We start from the raw sequence: 18,015 nt of genomic DNA, 5'->3' as shown, positions 1-18,015 counted from the left end.
GTGAAGCTCAGCCCCGGTTCGACGATGCCAGCTTGCTGCGACGGATGCCGTAGGCGAAATAGATCACGCAACCCAGCGCCATCCAGACGATGAAACGCTCGTAGGTGATCCACGGCAGGCCGTAGATCAGTGCGACGGAGAACAGGATGCCGAGCGGCGCGGTGAACCACACCGCCGGGGTCTTGAAGTTGCGCTGCAGGTCCGGGCGGCGCACGCGCAGCAGCATGATCGAGGCGCAGATGATGATGAAGGCGGTGAGCGTGCCGATGTTGACCAGCTCGGCCACCTCGCCGATCGGCAGCAGCCCGGCGACCAGCGCGGTGAACACGCCCAGGATCAGGGTCGGCCGCGCCGGCGTGCCGAAGCGCGGGCTGACTTTCGCGAACCAGGTCGGCAGCAGGCCGTCGCGGGCCAGCGCGAACCAGATCCGCGCCGCGCCCAGCATGAAGGCGAACAGCACGCTGGTAACGCCGATCACCGCGGCGGCCGCGATGGTGATGCTGAGCCAGTGCAAGCCGATCGACTCGAACGCGTCGGACACCGACGCCTCGCCGCCGAGCGTGCTGTAGTGGGCGATGCCGGTAAGCACCAGCGACACCGCGATGTACAGCACCATCGCGATCCCCAGCGACAGCAGCACCGCGCGCGGCAGGTCGCGCTGCGGGTTCTTCGATTCCTCCGCCGCGGTGGTCAGCGTGTCATAGCCGAACACCGCGAAGAACACCACGCTGGCGCCGGTCAGCACGCCCTGCCAGCCGAAGTGGCCGATGCCGGTGCTGACGTCGACCACGCGCGCCGGGATGTACGGGTGCCAGTTCGCCGTGTCGATGTAGAACACGCCCACGCCAACCACCAGCAGCACGCCGATCACCTTGATCGCCACCACCAGCGTGTTGAAACGCGCGCCCCACTCGGTGCGCACGGTCAGCAGCACGGCGACCGCCAGCGACACCGCGGCGGCGATCACGTTGAAGCGGTGGCCGTCGCTGGGCCCGGCGATCGGGTTGCTGCCATGCAGGCCGAACAGCTGCTGCAGGTAGTACTGCATGGTCTGCGCGCTCATGCTCTGCTGCGCCCACTCCGGCAGATGCACGCCGGCCGAGTTCAACAGCACCTGCACGTAGCCGGACCAGCCGATCGCCACCACCGCGACCACCAGCGCGTATTCCAGCAACAGGTCCCAGCCGATGATCCAGGCGGCGAATTCGCCGAGCACCGCGTAGCCGTAGGTATAGGCGCTGCCGGTGACCGGGATCAGCCCGGCGAACTCGGCGTAGCACAGCGCCGCGCAGGCGCTGCCGAAGCCGGCGATGAGGAAGCTGATCGCCACCGCGGGGCCGGCGTTCATCGCCGCCTGCTGGCCGGCCAGCACGAAGATGCCGACACCGATGATGCCGCCGATGCCGATCGCGGTGAGTTGCCACAACCCCAGCACGCGGCGGAAATCGCCACGCGTGCCGGCCTCCGCCTGCAACTGCTCGACCGTCTTGTGGCGCACCAGCTTGCTGAAGAATCCCATCGCCCGCCCCTGAGTAAGCAAGCGGCGATCATAGCGAATACGTCACGGCGTACACAGCGCGGTGCAGCAAGCAGCACGCGCGGCTGCAACTGCCATATGCCAAGGGAGTTTCGACAACCGCCTTATTCGGCGAGTCGCCGAATACTCCATTCCGTCATTCTGGCGCAGGCTGGAGGTGCTTTACGACAGCGGCGTTGGTCATCGCTCTGGGCTGCGAAGCGCGGACGTCCGCGGCAGGCATGAAAAGCAATTCCGGCCTGCGCCGGAATGGCAATTGAGAGGTTTCGCTCAACCCCGCTTCAGCTCGCCGCCGAAACCGCCTCGGCCGTGGACGACCGACCCAGCCACACCATCGCCAGCGCGCTGAGGCCGAACACCACCGCGATCGCCAGCGCGATATGGCCGTCCAGATGGCCGATGCCGAACCAGTGCCCACTGAGCAGCGGCACCGCCGCGGTGGCCAGCACGCGCACGCCTTCCGCCCACGGCGCCCAGCGCCGGCCTTCCATCAGCGCGCCGATCACGCACAGGCTGGCGACCAGGTAGATCGCATAGCCCAGCAGCGCCGGCAGGCTGGCCGTACCGGCCATGCCGAGGAACTGCGTGGTCATGCCCAGCAGCAGGGCGAACTGCACCAGCACGTAGAGTTTCAGCGGCCGCGACAGCGGCGGATCGAAGCGCTCGTTCGGCATCACGAACGCGGGCTTCGGGTAGCGCGCCGCCACGTCGGCGGGACGCCAGCCCGGCGGCTTGAACCACACCAGCAGCTTGTCGCGCCAGCGCCTGGCATGCCACGCGTCCACCGCGGTATGCCAGTACACCTCGGCGTTCGCCCACAGCGGATTCCAGCTGCGCAGCGGCGAGCGCGTGCCGTACACCGGCGGGTCGGTGTCGTCTTCCTCGACGAAGGTACCGAACAGGCGGTCCCACACGATCAGGATGCCGCCGTAATTGCGGTCGAGGTAGCGATCGTTCACCGCGTGATGGGCGCGATGGTTGGACGGCGAGCAGAACACCCGGTCGAACCAGCCGAGCCGGCCGATCTGCTCGGTGTGCACCCAGAACTGGTACAGCAGGTCGATCAGCGCCACGATCACGAACACCTTCAGCGGCACGCCGAGCACCGCCAGCGGCAGGTAGAACAGCCAGCCCAGCAAGGCGCCGCTGCCGGTCTGGCGCAGCGCGGTGGACAGGTTGTAGCGCTCGCTCTGGTGGTGCACGACGTGCGCGGCCCACAGGATGTTCACGCGGTGCCCGCAGCGGTGCAACCAGTAGTAGCAGAGGTCGTACAGCAACAAGGCGCCGACCCACACCAGCAGGTTGTTTTCCGGCAGCGCGAACAGCGCCAGGTGTTCGACGCACCAGGCATAGATGCCGATCGTCAGCAACTTGCTGAACACGCCGACCAGCTGCGAGATCACTCCGAGCCCGATGCTGTTGACCGCGTCGTTGCTGGCGTAGGCCTCGCGCCCGCGCAGCTTCGCCACCAGTAGCTCCATCCCGATCAGCAGAAAGAACACCGGCGTGGCCCAGGTGATGATGAGTTCCTGCGTATTCACTGCGCTGCACCCGCCTCGCTCGCCGTGCCGACGCGCTGCACCGAGCGCGCGATCCACCACAACGCCAGATAATACGCCGACAGCACCCACAGGCTGGCCAGCGGAAGCGGGCCGCGGAAACGGTCCCACGCCAGCAGACTGTCGCTGAGCAGGAACGCCAGCGCGCCGAGCGCGGCCAGCCGCGCGGCCGGCGCCTGCGCGTCGCCGCGCTGCGCGAACAGCCGCGCCCGCACCAGCGCCTGTCCGCCCATGCTCGCCAGCACCAGCACGTACACGATCACCGGCACGCGCAGCGGCGTGCCGATCGCATCCCACAGCAGGACCAGGTTCACCGCGCCGTAGCCGAGGCAGGCCAGCAACAGCAGCGGCCGCGCGCCGAAACGGCTGTCGTCGAGGAACGCGGCGATGAAGCACAGGTGGCCGAACAGGAACGCCACGAGCCCCGGCACGAACAGGTCGCCCGGCAGCATGAGAAACACGTCGCCGAGCAGCGAGCAGGCGATGCCGGCCAGGATCCAGCACCGGTAGCGCGGCGACTGCGCCGGCCGCGCGCGCCACGCCAGCACGAAGATCAGCGCGGTGGCCAGCGGCTTGCCGCACCAGTGCAGCCAGCGCCAGCCCTGGTCGGGATCGGCAGCAGCCAGCAGCGCACCGGCAATCGCCGCGACCGCCGCGCAGAGCGTAGCGAGCGCGAGCCCGCGCGGGTACGGCGTAGATGCGGTTTCGAAGGCGGCGGCGGACATGAGCGATTCGACGGCGAAGGTCGCCCGATCATAGCCCGGGCAAGCGCCGGCGCGATGCCCTCAGCGGACCGCCCCAGCCTGCTGCAGCCACGCCTGCCGCGTCGGCCGCTCCACCGGCACGCCGTCCGCATTGCAGCTGCCCAGCTTGCACAGCTCGCCGCGCAGCCGCGGCGCGTGCTGCACGATCACGTGGAAGATCGCGTTCTGTTCCAGCTCGCCGTGGAACGCGGCGGCGCCGGGGCCGGTGGCGAAGATCGCCACGTCCTCGCCACCGTGGGTCTCGCTTTTCAGCGGCAGGATCGCCTCCTGCAGGTAGTCCGGATGGGTGGTGTCGACCCCGCGCAGGTCGGGCCGGCCCTTGCCGATCGCGGTGTACTCGCGCGGGTTGTGCGGATAACGCTTGCTGCCTTCCGGCTGCTGGTCGCTGGCGCCGGTGTAGCCGGGACCGTTGGCGAAACCGAGCGTGGTGTACGGCAGGCCGGTGGCGTCGCGCGCCAGGCCCGGCGCACTTTCGTCATCGTAGCTGTCGGTGGTGCCGGTAACCTTGCCCAGGATCGGGTTGCCGCGGTGCGGATAGCCGGCGAAGGTCAGCGTGTGGCTGTGGTCGGCGGTGACCACGATCAGCGTCTCGGCCGGGTCAGTGTGCTGCAGCGCGACCTGCACTGCATCGGCGAAGGCGATCGTCTCGTCCAGCGCACGGTAGGCGTTGCCGGCGTGCAGTGCGTGGTCGATGCGGCCGCCTTCGACCATCAGGAAAAAGCCGTTCGGGTTCCGTTTCAGCACCTCGATCGCGCTGGCCGTCATCTCGGCCAGACTGGGCTCGCCGGCCTTGTCACGCGGGCGCTCGTGTTCGTAGTTCATATGCGAAGGCTCGAACAGGCCGAGCAGGCGCGGCGTGCGCGAAAGGTCCAGCGCCTCCAGTTGCGCCGCGTTCCACACGTACTTGCCATCCGGATGGCTGGACGTCCATTCGCCGATCAGGTCGCGGCCGTCGAGGCGCTGGCCGACGCGGCTCGGATACTCCGGATCGTCCGCACCGGCCGGCATGAATTCGGTGCGGCCGCCGCCCATCGCCACGGTAAGCCCGCCGGCGACCGGGAAGTCGATCAGCTGCGCGGCGAAATCCTTGCAACCGGCGGCCTTCGCCGCGTCGCTGAGATCCGCATCCACCTCCCAGTTGCGCTCGGGCAGGTGGCCATAGGTGGCAGCCGGGGTGGCGTGAGTGATCCGCGTGGTGGTGACCGCGCCCGTGCTCATGCCGGCCGCCGCCGCCAGTTCCAGCGCACTGACCAGCTCCTGCCCGCGCGTGCCGGCGCAGTCCTGCCGGCGCGGCACCTGCGACACGCCGATGAAACCGGCGCGGGTTTTCACGCCGGTCATGATCGCGGTCATGGTGCCGGCCGAGTCGGGGGTCTGTTGGTCGGTCTCGTAGGTGCGCGACAACGCGCTGAACGGAAACTTCTCGAAGCTCAGCCGGTAGCTCTCGCCATCCACGCCGGCGCGCTGGCCGGCCAGCACATGCGCGGCGGCGATGGTGGGAATGCTCATGCCGTCGCCGAGGAACACGATCACGTTCTTCGCGCGTTGGCCGCCCGTATTCGCCTGGGCGGAGACCAGCGCCGCCTGGGCCGCACCACTGCGGAACCACCACGCCGGCGTCTCGCCCTGCGGACGCTGGATTGCCGGCACGGCGATCGCCGCCGGCGATGAAGTCATCGGTGACTGGCTGGCGCAGGCGCCGAGCATGAAGAACACGGCGCCCAGCAGGATCGAGCGCGCGGCGAACGGGAAACGGGGCATGCGGATCTTCCGGACGGTCCCGCGCAGACGTCCACGCGGTGGACTCACGATCATAGCCGAGGCAGGCGAACGTTCCGTGGCAACCGCACGGCCGTGCTCAATCCCTGCCGTACATCCTGCGATACACCGCGCTCACCCGCTCTTCCAGCGCGCCGCCCTGATGGGCCCGCTGGAAGGCGTCGTTGAGCTGCTTCTCGGCGGTATGCAGATCGCGCAGGAATTGCCGGGTGTCGTTCGACAGGCCGCAGTCGGCCATCTGCCGTTCCAGGCTGGCGTCGGCGGTTTCGAGACGTTCTGGCTTGCGCTCGCTCATGCCTGATGGCAAGCAAGACCTCTGCCAGTGGCGTCGATCCCCGCGGTCCGCGGCCCGCGCCCGATCCATCCGCCTGCCGCGCCGGCCATCGGCGGCGAAAACTGCCGCTGCCGGTCACTGGTATACGTGCAGCCGCCCGATCGTCCAGGCGTGATAGGACGCCAGCAGCCCCGGCACCGCACAGTCGTCATACCGGCCGTTGCAGCGCTCGCGCAGCCCGCCGGCCGCGGTGAAATAGGCATCGGTGGGCACGCCCGCCGCCTGCAGCACCATGCTGGGCAGGAACGCGATGTCGAGCATCGGATACGCCGGCAGCGGCGGGCCGGCGAAGTTGCTCTTGAGCATGTAATAGGTGAGGTAGTGCTGGTACGGCTGCAGCGCCGGCGGCAACCGGCGCGGCAGGTTGCGGATCTGGCCGTTGAAGGACGGCTGGTGGTCGCCGAAATGGAGCAGCACGGTCGGCTGCGGACGGTCGAGGAAGGCATGTTCCAGGGCGCGCATCGCCAGGTCGGAATCGTGCAGGCGCGACAGGTAGGTGTCGAAGTTCAACGCCACGTTCGGCGCCAGCCCGCGCAGCAGGTTGCGGTAGGGCCTGGGCAGTTTCGACATCGGCTGGTGGTCGTGCGGACCGTGCTGGTTCAGCGTCAGGATCATGATGAACACCGGCTGCTCCGGCTTCTTCACCTTGTCGTAGATGCGCTTCGCCGCCGCGAACATCCGCGCGTCGCTTTCCCCCCAGTCCTCCAGGCCCAGTTCCTCGGCACCGTACAGGTGGTCGAAGCCGTAGGCCTGGTACGCGTTGCGTCCGTTGATGAAGTCGGCGCTGGTCGGATAGATGCCGATGGTGAGGTAGCCGAGCCGGCGCAGCTGCAACGCCAGCGCGTCTTGCACATGCGGCGCCAGCACGTACGGCGCGTACATGCCGCCGGAGCCGAAGATGTCCTGCGGCATGCCGGTCAGCGCGGCAAACTCGCTGACCCAGGTGCCGCCGCCGAACGTGTGCACGCGCAACACGCCATGCGCACGGGTGCGCGCGTCGGGGCGGAACATCGCCACCCGGCACTGCGGCACGTTGCAGGCATCGTAGATCGACGGATCGAAGGTGCTTTCCTCCAGCACCTGCACGATGTCCGGGTACGGCGGCATGCGGCCCGGGCTGCCCTGCGCGGTCGCGCCCCAGTCCTGCTCGGCCACGGCGTCGTCGGCCATCACCGGCAGCTCCACGTCGGCGTCATGCAGGTTGACGAAGAAATTCGTCAGCTGCGCATCGTCGGACATCCTCTGCCACGCGTTGCGCGAGTGCACCTGCGCGAACGGTCCGGTGGGCAGCAAGCACAGCCAGAACGCCAGCGTGCACAGTGCGGTACCCCCAATGCGCATGCCGGCGGCGCGGCGCGGCCGCGGCCTGGAGGGCAGCACGTGCCAGTCCCAGCGCCACACCAGGTACAGCAGCGGCGGCAGCAGCACGCCCAGGCCGATCCCCACCGTGTACAGGTGCGGATAGTGGCGCAGCGTGTCGAGCAGGCTGGTGCGCACGTAATAGATGAAGTCCGACGGCATCAGCTGCGAGTCGAGGTAGCGCAGCTTCAATTCCGCCACGGACTTCAGCAGCAGGAACAGCCCGCCGCCGACCAGCAGCGCCGTGGCGAACCGGCCGAACGTGCACAGCATCAGCCCTGCGATGAAGCCGCGCTGCAGCGGCAGCGGTTCCTGCCAGGCGGTGAGTACGACGCAGCCGGCGAAGAAAACCAGCGCGCTCAGCACCACCGCACCTGCCCGCGTGGGGCGTAACGATATTCGACGCATGGCTGGAAAGTCCCCCCGTAGGACCGGTGTCACCGAGACGCCATCTTACGGTCTTGCAACGGCAACGAAGCGGTGCCACGGCACGCCGTTCCACTGGCGTTGGGCTTGGCATGCCCCCCTTGCCCGCCGGACCCTGCCGGCGCGGTGCCAGCATCCGGCCGCTCCGATCTGCTAGCTTTCGCCATCCGAACCCGCACGTCCCACGGAACCGCCATGTCGCCTCGCCTGACCCCGTTCGCCGCCCCGCTGCTCGCCCTCGGCGCCGCCCTGCTGGCCGGCTGCTCCAGCCTGCCCTGGGCGGCCGGCAAGACGCCGGACGGTGCGCGCGCGAACGTGGCGATCCTGGAAACCACCGACGTGCACGCGAACGTGCTCAGCTACGACTACTACAAGCTGAAGCCGGACGACTCGCTCGGCTACGAGCGCACCGCCACGCTGATCCGCCGCGCCCGCGCCGAGTTCCCGAACACCTTCCTGTTCGACAGCGGCGACACCATCCAGGGCAGCGTGCTGGCCGACTACCAGGCGCTGGCGAAACCGGTCGGCTGCGACCAGAAGCTGGCGATCTACCAGGCGATGGACGCGATGGGCTACGACGGCGGCACCGCCGGCAACCACGAGTTCAACTACGGCCTGGGCTTCCTGTCGCAGGTCACCGGCACGCCGATGAACGTGGACGGCGGCCATGCCAACCGCTGCGCCGGGCCGAACTTTCCGCTGGTGCTGGCCAACGTCTACAGCGCACGCGACGGCAAGCCGATCTTCAAGCCGTGGACCGTGGTCACGAAATCCATCACGGCGTACACGCCCGACGGCAGCAAGATCGAGGTGCCGCTGAAAGTCGGTATCATCGGCTTCACCCCGCCGCCGATCATGGAGTGGGACAAGCAGAACCTGGCCGGCAAGGTCACCGTCAGCGGCGTGGTCGAAGCGGCGCAGAAGTACCTGCCCGAACTGCAGGCGCAGCACCCCGACCTGGTCGTGGCGATCCTGCATGGCGGCCTGAATACCGCGCCGTACACTCCCGACATGGAAAATGCCGGCTGGTACCTGGCCGGCGTGCCCGGCATCGACGCCCTGCTGCTCGGCCACTCGCACACCGAATTCCCCGGCCCGCGCTACGCCGGCATGAAGGACGTCGACGCGCGACGGGGCTTCGTACGCAATGTGCCTACGGTGATGGGCGGCTTTTTCGGCAAGGACCTGGGCGTGATCCAGCTGGTGCTGAACCGCAAGGACGGTCGCTGGGTGGTCGACCTGGACAACACCCACAGCGAGGTGCGCCCGATCTGCAAGGCCAAGCACGATTGCGTGCCGGCCGACCCCGCGATCGCCGCGCTGGTGCAGCAGCCGCATGAAGCCGCGGTCGCCTACGTCAACACCCCGATCGGCCAGAGCACGCTGCGCATGAGCAGCTACTTCGCCGACGAGGGCAACATGACCGCGCTGGCACCGCTCAATGCCGCCCAGATCGACTACGTGCGCAGCGAACTGCCGCGCTCGCATCCCGAACTCGCCGACGTCCCGGTGCTGTCCGCCGCTGCCGCGTTCCGCACCGGCTTCGGCGGCCCCGACGACTACACCGACGTCGCCGCCGGCCCGCTCACCCTGCGCAGCGCCGCCGACCTGTACTTCTATCCGAACACGCTGGCCGCCGTGAAGACCGATGGCGCCGGCCTGAAAGCCTGGCTGGAAAAATCCGCCGAACGCTTCAACCGGATCGACCCGACCAAGGCCGGCGAACAGGCACTGATCAACAGCCGCTTCACCGGCTACAACTTCGACCAGCTCCAGGGCGGCATCCACTACGTCATCGACGTGTCGAAGCCGGCCGGCCAGCGCATCACCACCTTGACCTTCCTGGGCAAGCCGGTCGCACCCAGCCAGCCGTTCATCATCGTCACCAACAACTACCGCGCCAGCGGCGGCGGCCACTTCCCCGGCCTCGACGGCAGCAACATCGTGCTGGCCGCGCCGGACGGCACTCGCGAGATCCTGGCGAAGTGGCTGGAACGCCACAAGCAGATCGGCGCGAAGGAGCTTGAGCCCACTTCATGGAAATTCGCCCCGCTGAAGACGCGCGGACCGGTGGTATTCACCGGCGCCAGCGGCAAGCAGGACGTGGCGCGTGAGGCCGGGCTGGACAACATCCGCCAACTGAAAGACCACGGCGACGGCACGGCGACCTACGCGATCGACCTCTCGCGCTGAGAGGTGACGTAAAGAGGAATGGCAACGTCCGCTTTCGACCCAAAGCAGCCGCCTTTTTTTGGTCACAAGTCAGGTCGTCAACTATGGTGTGGAAGGGATAAGGATCGCTATGGGAACGTTGCTTGAGAACAATCGTGCGGTCCTCGACGGAAGGATCGTATTGTTGACGGAACGCATCGATGAGCTTGAAACAACAATTCATGTTCAGGTCGCAAAACTTCGCGAACCGCTCGACCAGCTTCACGCGGAACTTCAGGTGCTGATGAAGGAGCGCCGCGATCTGGATGATTTCGTGCCGGCTATCGACCCTGATGCCCTTGATAACTGAGCTGAATTCAACTGCCCGTCTCCGACCCGTTGCTGCCGGTCGCGAGCGTCAGTTTTTGCGGAAGCCCATTTCCCGGGAGTGATTGCAGGCACCTGGCAATGCGAGTGGGTCCAATGCGTGAGGTGCGTCCCTCCGGACAACCACCGTATGCATCTCACGCGCGTGGCTCTTAGCTTTGGCCCAAGATGAACCACTCGTCCATCCGATGTCGATCTGCTCGGAGCGCAAACTGTCATTTTGACGCGTAACTGCCGGCGAATTTCGTCTAATAGGTGAGTAACAGATGCAGTCGGAAGGGCCCGTATATCCCCCGGATTGTGATGGATAAACATAGCACCCCGGATAAAAAGGTTTGCGTGGCAGCAAAGCGTCGATGCCGACTCCGGGAACATCGGGTAAAGAATTGATCTCGTGTAGGATTAGGGCGGGAGAAGGGGGCACATGGAAGCGGAACATCCAGTGCATATTGCCGAATCAAGGCACTACTGAAGCGTTAGCTGCCAGAGGTGGAATTTGGCGCAGTCAACCAACAACGTATGCTGGATTTGCGGCGCCGTCGCGAACTCCTCGGAACATCGGATCAAGAAATCCGATTTGGTTCGGGTATACGGACGTGGTCCGTACTCTGGCCCAAGCGCGCCTGTGCACGTGACAAGCAAGCGGCAAGAGAATGTTCGCGGCCCGAAAGCAGCTGGGCTCAAGTACAAACCTTCTATCTGCGCGGCATGCAACAATCGGCGTTCACAGTCGTGGGATATTGCCTACGATCGGTTTGTGTCCTGGGTGCTTGAAAACGAAGCAGACGTTCTTAAACGGCGGCTTATCGACTTCGGTGATGTTTACGGGTCCGGCTTCCCTGACGAGCAGTGCAATCTTTTCAAATACTTTGTCAAAAGCTTCGGCTGTAGGCTTGTTGATGCGGGCGTTGTGGTACCAGAAGACATAGTTTCTTTACTACCACAGAAGCATTTCATCACCGCCTTGAAGATTTCGTTCGCCGTAAACGAAGATCTTTTGCTAATGCACAAATCTGACCAGCGGGCCTGGCTTGCCAAAGGAGATCTTCTACAGTGGAACTGCAAGGATAGCGTCCCGAGCATCGGGTACAGTTGGCACGAGAGCGTTTCATGGTTAACTGTTAACTACTGGTACGGTATCGAGCCCGATGGTGCATATGGTTGCCCGTGGATTGCGAACTCGAAGTTCTTGTACCTGGGTTCCTATCGTTCACTTTCGGCCGAGCAAAGAGAGAAGTTAGGTTTTCTTTCGGATGGCTGTTCGCAATAAAGCGCTGGCAGCTAACAGTTCAGTCAATCGGACGCAAATCCCGCTACGCGGCCTTTGCGCCGGTTACCTCAAGCGTTAGGCATTCTCAATGCAAAATTCGGGATCGTTCGACCCAACGACTTTAGCCAACCCGCACTGGTTTAGTTCAGGTCACAATGATTCATTGTATGTTGAGGCCTATGAGCTCGCCCTGGTACCGGCAGTGATCCCCCGAAAGATATTTCGCTTTGATGAAATTGTTGTTCTAATCAAAACGGCAAAACTTGACTACTTAGAAATGGCCGGGGTCAAGATCAAATTCGGCAAAGAACGTCAAGTTGAAATGTCAGCCGAGCACCGGATATCCACTTCAGAGTTCTCGCCAAAGCTTATAACTATCCAACCGCATCGCAGCGATCGGCCTGACGAGGTAGGAGAGCTAGCAGATCGCTCTACAGAGTATGTATCGCTCCTCGTTTCTACAAATTATAGAAACATTGCCTGTCGTCGACTGTTCACTCACATAGTTGGACGTGGCAACAGCTCAATGGTAGCAGCTGGAAGCTTAATTCGGCTTCCATTTGACCTTCCGGCTCCAGACCTAACCCAAGAAGCACTCGGCCGCTTCCCAAAATGTCATGGCGAGATTGAAAAGCGGAGCCCAAACCAAAAGCAGAAAATTACCCTATCGCTCCATTGGCACCTCAAGGGAATTCAGAGCGATGGGCTCGATAGCTTTCTAAGCTTGTGGATTGCGCTTGAGACATTGGCAATGACTTCCACAAACATCGCTGATCTGAATAGCGCACTCGCCGCGGTCTACAACATCACTAGAGAATCGGCTTCGGCCGAGTTTGGCGTAGGCCGGATTTTTGGGCTTCGATCTCAGATTGTCCATAACGGAATCCGTAAACGTATTTCTACGGACCTCACTGACTACATGGAATGCTTGTACGCTGATCTTCTTGTGTACGAGCTGCTTGGGGATCCCTTGGGTCGCGCACGGAGTCTGCTAAGCTCAAAGAAAATAGATATTGGGCAGCTCACATCCTAGGCGAGAAGCCTAACAATTCGTTCAAGGCGGACGGATGCGCCGCCGCTTAATTCCAGCGTTAACGCCAACCGTGAAATGCGCCGTTCGGCGATGCTCAGCGATTTTGAACGGCCGCTTTGCGGCATGGATTTGCGATGACCCTGCGACCGCTGTTGGCCGATAGCCGACCGTCTTAGCAGCACCAAGCCACACTCCTAAATTGAACGTTTGGTATCTCGACTCTTCCGTTCTCGCAACCGCGCAGCAGTCGCGCACCGAGTGTGGGCCGAAATTGCCCGCGGCTTTACCCAGGGTCTCTTGCGCGGCGGTGAGTCGGGGTCGACGGGCCGCGTAGCGGGCATCGGCATGGATGCCGGAGTTGAGGCAACGCAGAAGCGGTTGCCCGAGTCCGGTCGAAAAGCCCGGCCTCGACTCACGGACTTGCCGCCCATGGCGAGGGCATGGACGCACGAGTTGAGGCAACGCAGGAGCGGTTGCCCGATGGACGACAAGCGCCAAGCGGAGGGCGTTTTCTCTTGGGCACTTCTCTTTTACTCCAGGCATCCTGCCCTTCGCCCTTCGGGCCAGCTTCGCTGTTCGCGCACGCATCCTGCGTGCACGTGGACAAGCAAAAGAGAAGCACCTCGGCCCCGCAGAAGGACGAAAGCCCTTGCCCCTGGCGACACCTTGGCATCAAGAGCGCGCCCAATCCGTTCCCCATAAATGCCGCACGCTCGGCTGGACGGTTCATCGCCGTCATTCGATCGACCGAGGCGTCGGTCTTGCTCGACCACAACCTGTCGCCCTGAACCCGCCGCAGCGCCATCGGCACCTCAACGGATCAGCACGAACACCGTGACGATCGCCAGCAGCGCCAACGGGTACAGGCTGGCGCGGTCGAACAGGCGCGCGGCCTGGCGGCCGTCCAGCGTGCGTACGAGTCCGATCGCCGGCGGCAGCAGCAGGCCGGCGCCGGCGGCGAGGATGGCGAGTTGGAACGGCCAGCCGCCCGCCAGCGGCGACAGGCGCGGCAGCAGCGTGCTGGCCAGCACGGTCAGGCTCAGGCTGATCGCCACCAGCACGCTGGCGGTGCGCAGACCGAACACCAGCGGAATGGTGCGCGCGCCGATGCGGCGGTCTTCCTCGATGTCGTTCCAGTCGGCCGGGATGTTCTGTCCGCCGATTTCCCACAGCATCAGCCACGCCAGCAGCCCCAGCAGCCACGACCAGGACGGCGCGGGAATCACCGCGAACACGGCGGCGACCGGGCCGGCCGACTTGACCAGGCCGCTGATCACGGTGCGCCACCAGGTGACCTTCAGCAGCTTGACGTAGAGCACTTCCAGTGCCGCCGCAGCGAACACGATGAGCAGGATCATCGGATTCAGCAGCCAGGTGCCGAGCACGGCCAGCGCGAACCAGCAGCCGAACCACGCCAGCGCGCCCTTCATGCTGATCAGGTTCTGCGCCAGCGGGTAGCGCATGGCGGACGCCTCCACCGCGTAGCCCGGGGTGATCCCGCCGGCGACCTTTTCCTTGTCGTCCTTCACGCCGATCAGGTCGTTCAGCGCGTAGATGGCCGTATAGCCGGCCAGCGCGGTCGCCAGGCACAACGCCAGCACGGGCCACGAGGGAAAATGCCCCAGCCACAGCAGCGCGACGAAGCCGGGCATGGCGATGTCGAGCACGCCGTGGAGGGAACGCGACAAGGCGAGAAAACGCCGCATGGGGGTCAGCCTTTCCTGGCGAAGCAGGCCATGTAGTTGATGTCTTCGCGATTCGGCGCGACCCGGAACCGCCGCGTGAACGGGTTGTACATGAGGCTGTCCACCGCCTTGAATTCGAGCCCCGCGGCGGCGGCCCACGCGCGCATCTCGGTCGGCCGGATCAGCTTGCGGTAGCTGTGGGTGCCGCGCGGCAGCAGGCCGAGGAGGTATTCGCCGGCCACGATGGCGAAGGCGAACGCCTTGAACGTGCGGTTGATGGTGGAGAAGAACGCCACGCCGCCCGGCTTGAGCAAGGCGGCGCAGGCGGCGATGACCCGTTCCGGTTGCGGCACGTGCTCGAGCATTTCCATGCAGGTGACGGCGTCGAAGCTGCCGGCTTCCTCGCGCGCGAGGGTTTCCGCGTCGAGGTAGCGGTAGTCGATGGGCAGGCCGCCGCGTTCGGCATGCTGGCGGGCGATGTCCAGCGACAGCTGCGACAGGTCGATGCCGGTCACCCGCGCGCCGGTCCGCGCCAACGCCTCGGCCAGGATGCCGCCGCCGCAGCCCACGTCGACGATGCGCGGCGCGGGCACGCCGATGCGATCGGTGATGAAGCGCAGGCGCAGCTCGTTGATCGCATGCAGCTGCCCCATCTTGCCGTGCGGGTCCCACCACAGCTGGGCGATGCGGTTGAAGTGGGCGATTTCCGCGGCGTCAACATTCGGCGATTCGGTCATGGCTGGTCGTGGTCCGCTCGTGCAAGGTGAGGATGGAGGCTTCGATTTCCGCGCGCGCGATGTCGTTGACGAACACGCACTCGCCGATCGCCGCGGGCAGCGGCACGCGCTGCAGGCCGTTGCGGTGTTCGACGCGATCGAGCAGCGATTGCCACATGAGTTCGGCGTCGAGCAGGCCGAGGTCGGGAGCGAGATCCAGGCGCTCGACCACGGCGAAGATCCGCGCGGCCGCGGCCGCGCCGAGCAGGCCGCGCCGCTGCGCGATCGCGGTCGACACCAGGATGTCCAGCAGCACCGCCTCGCCGTGCAGCAGGTCGTCCCCGTGGCGGGTTTCCAGGCCGTAGCTGAAGGTGTGGCCGAAGTCGACCTTGCGCGCCAACTCTTCCTCGTGCAGGTTCGGCGCCAGCTCTTCGAGCATGCCGCCGATGGCACGGTCGAGGATGTCGCCGCCGTGCGCGTCCTGGAACGCCGCTGCCAGCGAGGCCGCGCCGTGCTGCTCCAGCAGGCGGAACAACGCGGCGTCGCGGATCACCGCCAGCTTGACGATCTCGCACACGCCGTTGCGCTGGTGGCGCGGCGGCAAGGTGCGCAGCAGGCTGCGATCGAGCAGCACCCGGCGCGGCGGCTCGAAGTTGCCCAGGCGATTCTTGCGATCGTTGAAATTGATCCCGGTCTTGATCCCCACCGCCGCGTCGACGTAACCCATCAGCGTGGTCGGCACCTTGATGTGCGGCACGCCGCGGCGGTAGCTGGCCGCCGCGTAGCCGACCACGTCGGTCAGCACGCCGCCGCCGATGGCGATGACCGGCTCGTCGCGGCGATGGATGGGAAAGCCGTCCAGCTCGCGCAGCACCGAGAGCCAGGCCTCCAGCGTCTTGCCGTCCTCGCCGCCCGGCAGGGTGATGATGCGGGCGTCGACGCGGTGATGCGCGAAGTAGGCGCGGATGCGTGCGCCGTGATGCGCGTGCACGCAGGCGTCGACCACCACGAAGCGGCGCCCGTCCCGCACGCGCCCCATCGACAGCAGCGCATCGCTGCGCGGATCGAACACGTCCGCCACGTTGAGCAGGTCGTACTCGATCCGGCGCGTGGCGCTGACCTGCCAGCGCATGCCCGGCGCGGCGCTCATGCGACGTCCCGCCACGCCGCACGCCGCGCCAGCACTTCGCGCGCGACGGCCTGCGCGCGGGCCAGGTCGTGGTGGCGCCAGTGGCCGCACTGGTCGACGCGCGCATACGGCACGGCGTCGGCCACGAGCACGCCTTCGAGGATGGCCGCGAGCGCATCTTCGATGACGGCGCGCCGCCCTTCGCCGAGCAGGGTGAGATAGAAACCGGTCTGGCAGCCCATCACGCCGACGCCGACGAAATGCTGCGGCAGCAGGCGGCCGTAGCCTTCGAGCAGGAAGTGCTCGATCGAATGCAGCTCGGTGCCCGACAGGCAGGCGTCGGCGTTCGGTCGGCGCAGGCGCAGGTCGACGGTGTAGACGATGTCGCCCGCGGCTCCCACGTGGGCGCCGCGCAACTTGACGCTGGGCGCCTTCAGCACGCGATGGTCCAGTTCGCCGACGGTGTCGCTGCGCCAGCCCAGTGCCTCGAAGTCGATCATGGTGATTGCTCGGTGGAACGGCCGGGCGCGCTCACGCCGGCTGCGCGATCGCGGCCAGGTGGCGGTAGCTGTCGTCCAGGGCCTGCTGCCAGCCCTCGACGTGGTGGTAGAGCTCGACCGAACCGAAGCCGTCGAAGCCGTGCTCGTTCAGCGCACGGAAACTGGCGGCCAGGTCCAGCGTGCCTTCGCCGGGAATCTCGTGGAAATGCACGATGCCGGTGCGCGTGTTGGCGACCATGCGCTCGAACAGCGCGGGACCGCGCACGCCGCGCAAGTGGGCGACGATCGGCCGCGCCCGCTCGAGCACGTCGAAGCTCAGGCCGGGTATCGAGATCAGGTAGGTGAAGATCTCGTCGTCCAGCGGCGAGGCGCCGGCGTACAGGCTGCCGTAATCGACCAGGCCCGCCGGCCGATCGATGCCGGCCTGCGCCAGCAGGGCGTCGATACGCCGGCGCCGCGCCGGGTCGGGCGCGCGGTCGCCGAAGTACAACGGATGCCGGCGATCCAGCAGCAGGTAGTCTGCGGTGTCGGGAAAGTAGACCAGCGTGCTGGCGGCCTCCAGGTCGAGAGAGCCCGGCACGGCATCGTCCGGCACGATGCGCAGGTTGCGGCCCTCGCGCGCATCGGAGATGTGCAGGTAACGGGCGAACGGCGCCGCCTGCGCCAGCGCGCCGATGTAGTCCGGTTCCGAGCAGTAGGCGTGGCAGATGTCGATGTGCAGCGCGAAGCGGGGCGAGCCGACCGCGCGAATCAGCGCCAGCCCCTGCTCCAGCGTCTCGATGTACATGCCCGGCTCGGGCTCGATCAACAGCGTGATGTCCTCGTCGTCGCGGATCTCGCGCAGGCATTCGCGGATGCTGTCCGCCAGCAGCTCGCCCGGATCAAGCTGCGCCTGGCGCACGTGTTCCTCGCGCAGGAAGCCGCTTCCGCAAGTGACCAGCCTGACGCCCAGCCGGCGCGCCACGCGGATGCCGCGCTTGACGAGGTCGATGCGGCGCTTGCGCCCGGCCACGTCGAGTGACATCAGCGACGGCTCGTGCGGCCGCGATGGGGTGAAGAAGTGCGAGGCGGTGGCCACGCAGGCCGGCAAGATGCGTGCCGCCTCCAGGCGCCTGCGCACGGCGTCGAGGTCGGCCTCGCCGAGATCGAACGGGTTGAACTGCTCGCGGTGGAAGGACAGCTCGATGCCGGCGTAGCCGGCCCGGGCCACGGCGTCGATGGCCTCCAGGAACGGCAGGTTGGTGAGGCCGAAGGTGCTGTAGCTGAGCTGGATCATGCCCGGAACCGTGGTGAGCAGCGGTATGGAACTCGAGTGCGCCGTTGGCCCGATCCCTGCGGCTGCAGCAGACACGGCATCGGTTGCGCCAGACCGGCGACCGACGTCGA

15 protein-coding genes are annotated in these 18,015 nt (G+C 66.0%); 4 read left to right on the top strand and 11 right to left on the bottom strand.

The genetic code is table 11. From position 1 onward, the window contains the following. Positions 1-7: 7 nt before the first annotated feature. The 6 genes from ABD024_RS01800 to ABD024_RS01775 form a co-directional block, all read right to left on the bottom strand. Positions 8-1,519, bottom strand: coding sequence for an amino acid permease (locus tag ABD024_RS01800; protein WP_343849018.1), 1,512 nt, complete (start codon positions 1,517-1,519; stop codon positions 8-10). Between the two features lie 299 nt (positions 1,520-1,818). Continuing rightward, entirely contained in the window at positions 1,819-3,078 is a 1,260-nt protein-coding gene (locus ABD024_RS01795) for a sterol desaturase family protein (RefSeq protein ID WP_343849016.1), read from the bottom strand. Next, positions 3,075-3,821: a lysoplasmalogenase gene (locus ABD024_RS01790; RefSeq protein ID WP_343849014.1), complete on the bottom strand. Its 747-nt coding sequence runs from the start codon at positions 3,819-3,821 to the stop codon at positions 3,075-3,077. The genes ABD024_RS01795 and ABD024_RS01790 overlap by 4 nt, the downstream gene beginning before the upstream one ends. Before the next feature lie 60 nt (positions 3,822-3,881). Beyond that, positions 3,882-5,621: an alkaline phosphatase family protein gene (locus tag ABD024_RS01785; protein WP_343849012.1), complete on the bottom strand. Its 1,740-nt coding sequence runs from the start codon at positions 5,619-5,621 to the stop codon at positions 3,882-3,884. Positions 5,622-5,718: 97 nt separating this feature from the next. After that, positions 5,719-5,934, bottom strand: a complete 216-nt coding sequence (locus tag ABD024_RS01780; protein ID WP_343849010.1) for a hypothetical protein — start codon at positions 5,932-5,934, stop codon at positions 5,719-5,721. Between the two features lie 114 nt (positions 5,935-6,048). Continuing rightward, the gene (locus ABD024_RS01775) at positions 6,049-7,740 is read right to left on the bottom strand and encodes a sulfatase-like hydrolase/transferase (RefSeq protein WP_343849008.1); all 1,692 of its coding nucleotides are present in this window, start codon (positions 7,738-7,740) and stop codon (positions 6,049-6,051) included. Between the two features lie 213 nt (positions 7,741-7,953). Between ABD024_RS01775 and ABD024_RS01770 the strand changes: the two genes are divergently transcribed. From ABD024_RS01770 to ABD024_RS01755, 4 genes are all read left to right on the top strand, one after another. After that, complete coding sequence (locus tag ABD024_RS01770) at positions 7,954-9,951, top strand: bifunctional 2',3'-cyclic-nucleotide 2'-phosphodiesterase/3'-nucleotidase (RefSeq protein ID WP_343849006.1); 1,998 nt, start codon at positions 7,954-7,956, stop codon at positions 9,949-9,951. A gap of 109 nt (positions 9,952-10,060) precedes the next feature. Next, positions 10,061-10,279, top strand: coding sequence for a hypothetical protein (locus ABD024_RS01765; RefSeq protein WP_343849004.1), 219 nt, complete (start codon positions 10,061-10,063; stop codon positions 10,277-10,279). Positions 10,280-11,053: 774 nt separating this feature from the next. After that, positions 11,054-11,566, top strand: a complete 513-nt coding sequence (locus ABD024_RS01760) for a hypothetical protein (RefSeq protein WP_343849002.1) — start codon at positions 11,054-11,056, stop codon at positions 11,564-11,566. 88 nt (positions 11,567-11,654) lie between these two features. Further along, positions 11,655-12,599 carry a hypothetical protein gene (locus ABD024_RS01755; RefSeq protein WP_343849000.1) on the top strand — a complete coding sequence of 315 codons (945 nt, stop codon included), beginning with the start codon at positions 11,655-11,657 and terminating at the stop codon, positions 12,597-12,599. Between the two features lie 812 nt (positions 12,600-13,411). Here the strand turns inward: ABD024_RS01755 and ABD024_RS01750 are convergent. The 5 genes from ABD024_RS01750 to ABD024_RS01730 are packed head-to-tail and all read right to left on the bottom strand — an operon-like array spanning position 13,412 to position 17,905. Next, complete coding sequence (locus ABD024_RS01750) at positions 13,412-14,305, bottom strand: UbiA prenyltransferase family protein (protein WP_343848998.1); 894 nt, start codon at positions 14,303-14,305, stop codon at positions 13,412-13,414. 5 nt (positions 14,306-14,310) lie between these two features. Further along, the gene (gene ubiG, locus ABD024_RS01745; protein WP_343848997.1) at positions 14,311-15,021 is read right to left on the bottom strand and encodes a bifunctional 2-polyprenyl-6-hydroxyphenol methylase/3-demethylubiquinol 3-O-methyltransferase UbiG; all 711 of its coding nucleotides are present in this window, start codon (positions 15,019-15,021) and stop codon (positions 14,311-14,313) included. Next, positions 14,999-16,150: a sedoheptulose 7-phosphate cyclase gene (locus ABD024_RS01740; protein ID WP_343848995.1), complete on the bottom strand. Its 1,152-nt coding sequence runs from the start codon at positions 16,148-16,150 to the stop codon at positions 14,999-15,001. Before ABD024_RS01740 ends, ubiG begins: the two co-directional genes overlap by 23 nt. Continuing rightward, on the bottom strand, positions 16,147-16,629 hold the full coding sequence (locus ABD024_RS01735) for an S-ribosylhomocysteine lyase (protein ID WP_343848993.1): 483 nt from the start codon (positions 16,627-16,629) through the stop codon (positions 16,147-16,149). The genes ABD024_RS01740 and ABD024_RS01735 overlap by 4 nt, the downstream gene beginning before the upstream one ends. Positions 16,630-16,660: 31 nt before the next feature. Further along, positions 16,661-17,905 carry a sugar phosphate isomerase/epimerase family protein gene (locus ABD024_RS01730; protein ID WP_343848992.1) on the bottom strand — a complete coding sequence of 415 codons (1,245 nt, stop codon included), beginning with the start codon at positions 17,903-17,905 and terminating at the stop codon, positions 16,661-16,663. Between the last annotated feature and the right edge of the window lie 110 nt (positions 17,906-18,015).

This window comes from Rhodanobacter soli (genome assembly GCF_039523495.1).
GTDB classification, from domain to species: Bacteria; Pseudomonadota; Gammaproteobacteria; order Xanthomonadales; family Rhodanobacteraceae; genus Rhodanobacter; species Rhodanobacter soli.
This window is presented reverse-complemented; position numbering and strand designations above follow the sequence as displayed.

Excerpts from the sequence above, each read along its gene's own strand:
- ABD024_RS01800 (WP_343849018.1), bottom strand. The coding sequence starts at position 1,519 with ATGGGATTCTTCAGCAAGCTGGTGCGCCACAAGACGGTCGAGCAGTTG.
- ABD024_RS01790 (WP_343849014.1), bottom strand. The coding sequence starts at position 3,821 with ATGTCCGCCGCCGCCTTCGAAACCGCATCTACGCCGTACCCGCGCGGG.
- ABD024_RS01785 (WP_343849012.1), bottom strand. The coding sequence starts at position 5,621 with ATGCCCCGTTTCCCGTTCGCCGCGCGCTCGATCCTGCTGGGCGCCGTG.
- ABD024_RS01780 (WP_343849010.1), bottom strand. The coding sequence starts at position 5,934 with ATGAGCGAGCGCAAGCCAGAACGTCTCGAAACCGCCGACGCCAGCCTG.
- ABD024_RS01775 (WP_343849008.1), bottom strand. The coding sequence starts at position 7,740 with ATGCGTCGAATATCGTTACGCCCCACGCGGGCAGGTGCGGTGGTGCTG.
- ABD024_RS01770 (WP_343849006.1), top strand. The coding sequence starts at position 7,954 with ATGTCGCCTCGCCTGACCCCGTTCGCCGCCCCGCTGCTCGCCCTCGGC.
- ABD024_RS01765 (WP_343849004.1), top strand. The coding sequence starts at position 10,061 with ATGGGAACGTTGCTTGAGAACAATCGTGCGGTCCTCGACGGAAGGATC.
- ABD024_RS01755 (WP_343849000.1), top strand. The coding sequence starts at position 11,655 with ATGCAAAATTCGGGATCGTTCGACCCAACGACTTTAGCCAACCCGCAC.
- ABD024_RS01750 (WP_343848998.1), bottom strand. The coding sequence starts at position 14,305 with ATGCGGCGTTTTCTCGCCTTGTCGCGTTCCCTCCACGGCGTGCTCGAC.
- ubiG (WP_343848997.1), bottom strand. The coding sequence starts at position 15,021 with ATGACCGAATCGCCGAATGTTGACGCCGCGGAAATCGCCCACTTCAAC.
- ABD024_RS01740 (WP_343848995.1), bottom strand. The coding sequence starts at position 16,150 with ATGAGCGCCGCGCCGGGCATGCGCTGGCAGGTCAGCGCCACGCGCCGG.
- ABD024_RS01735 (WP_343848993.1), bottom strand. The coding sequence starts at position 16,629 with ATGATCGACTTCGAGGCACTGGGCTGGCGCAGCGACACCGTCGGCGAA.
- ABD024_RS01730 (WP_343848992.1), bottom strand. The coding sequence starts at position 17,905 with ATGATCCAGCTCAGCTACAGCACCTTCGGCCTCACCAACCTGCCGTTC.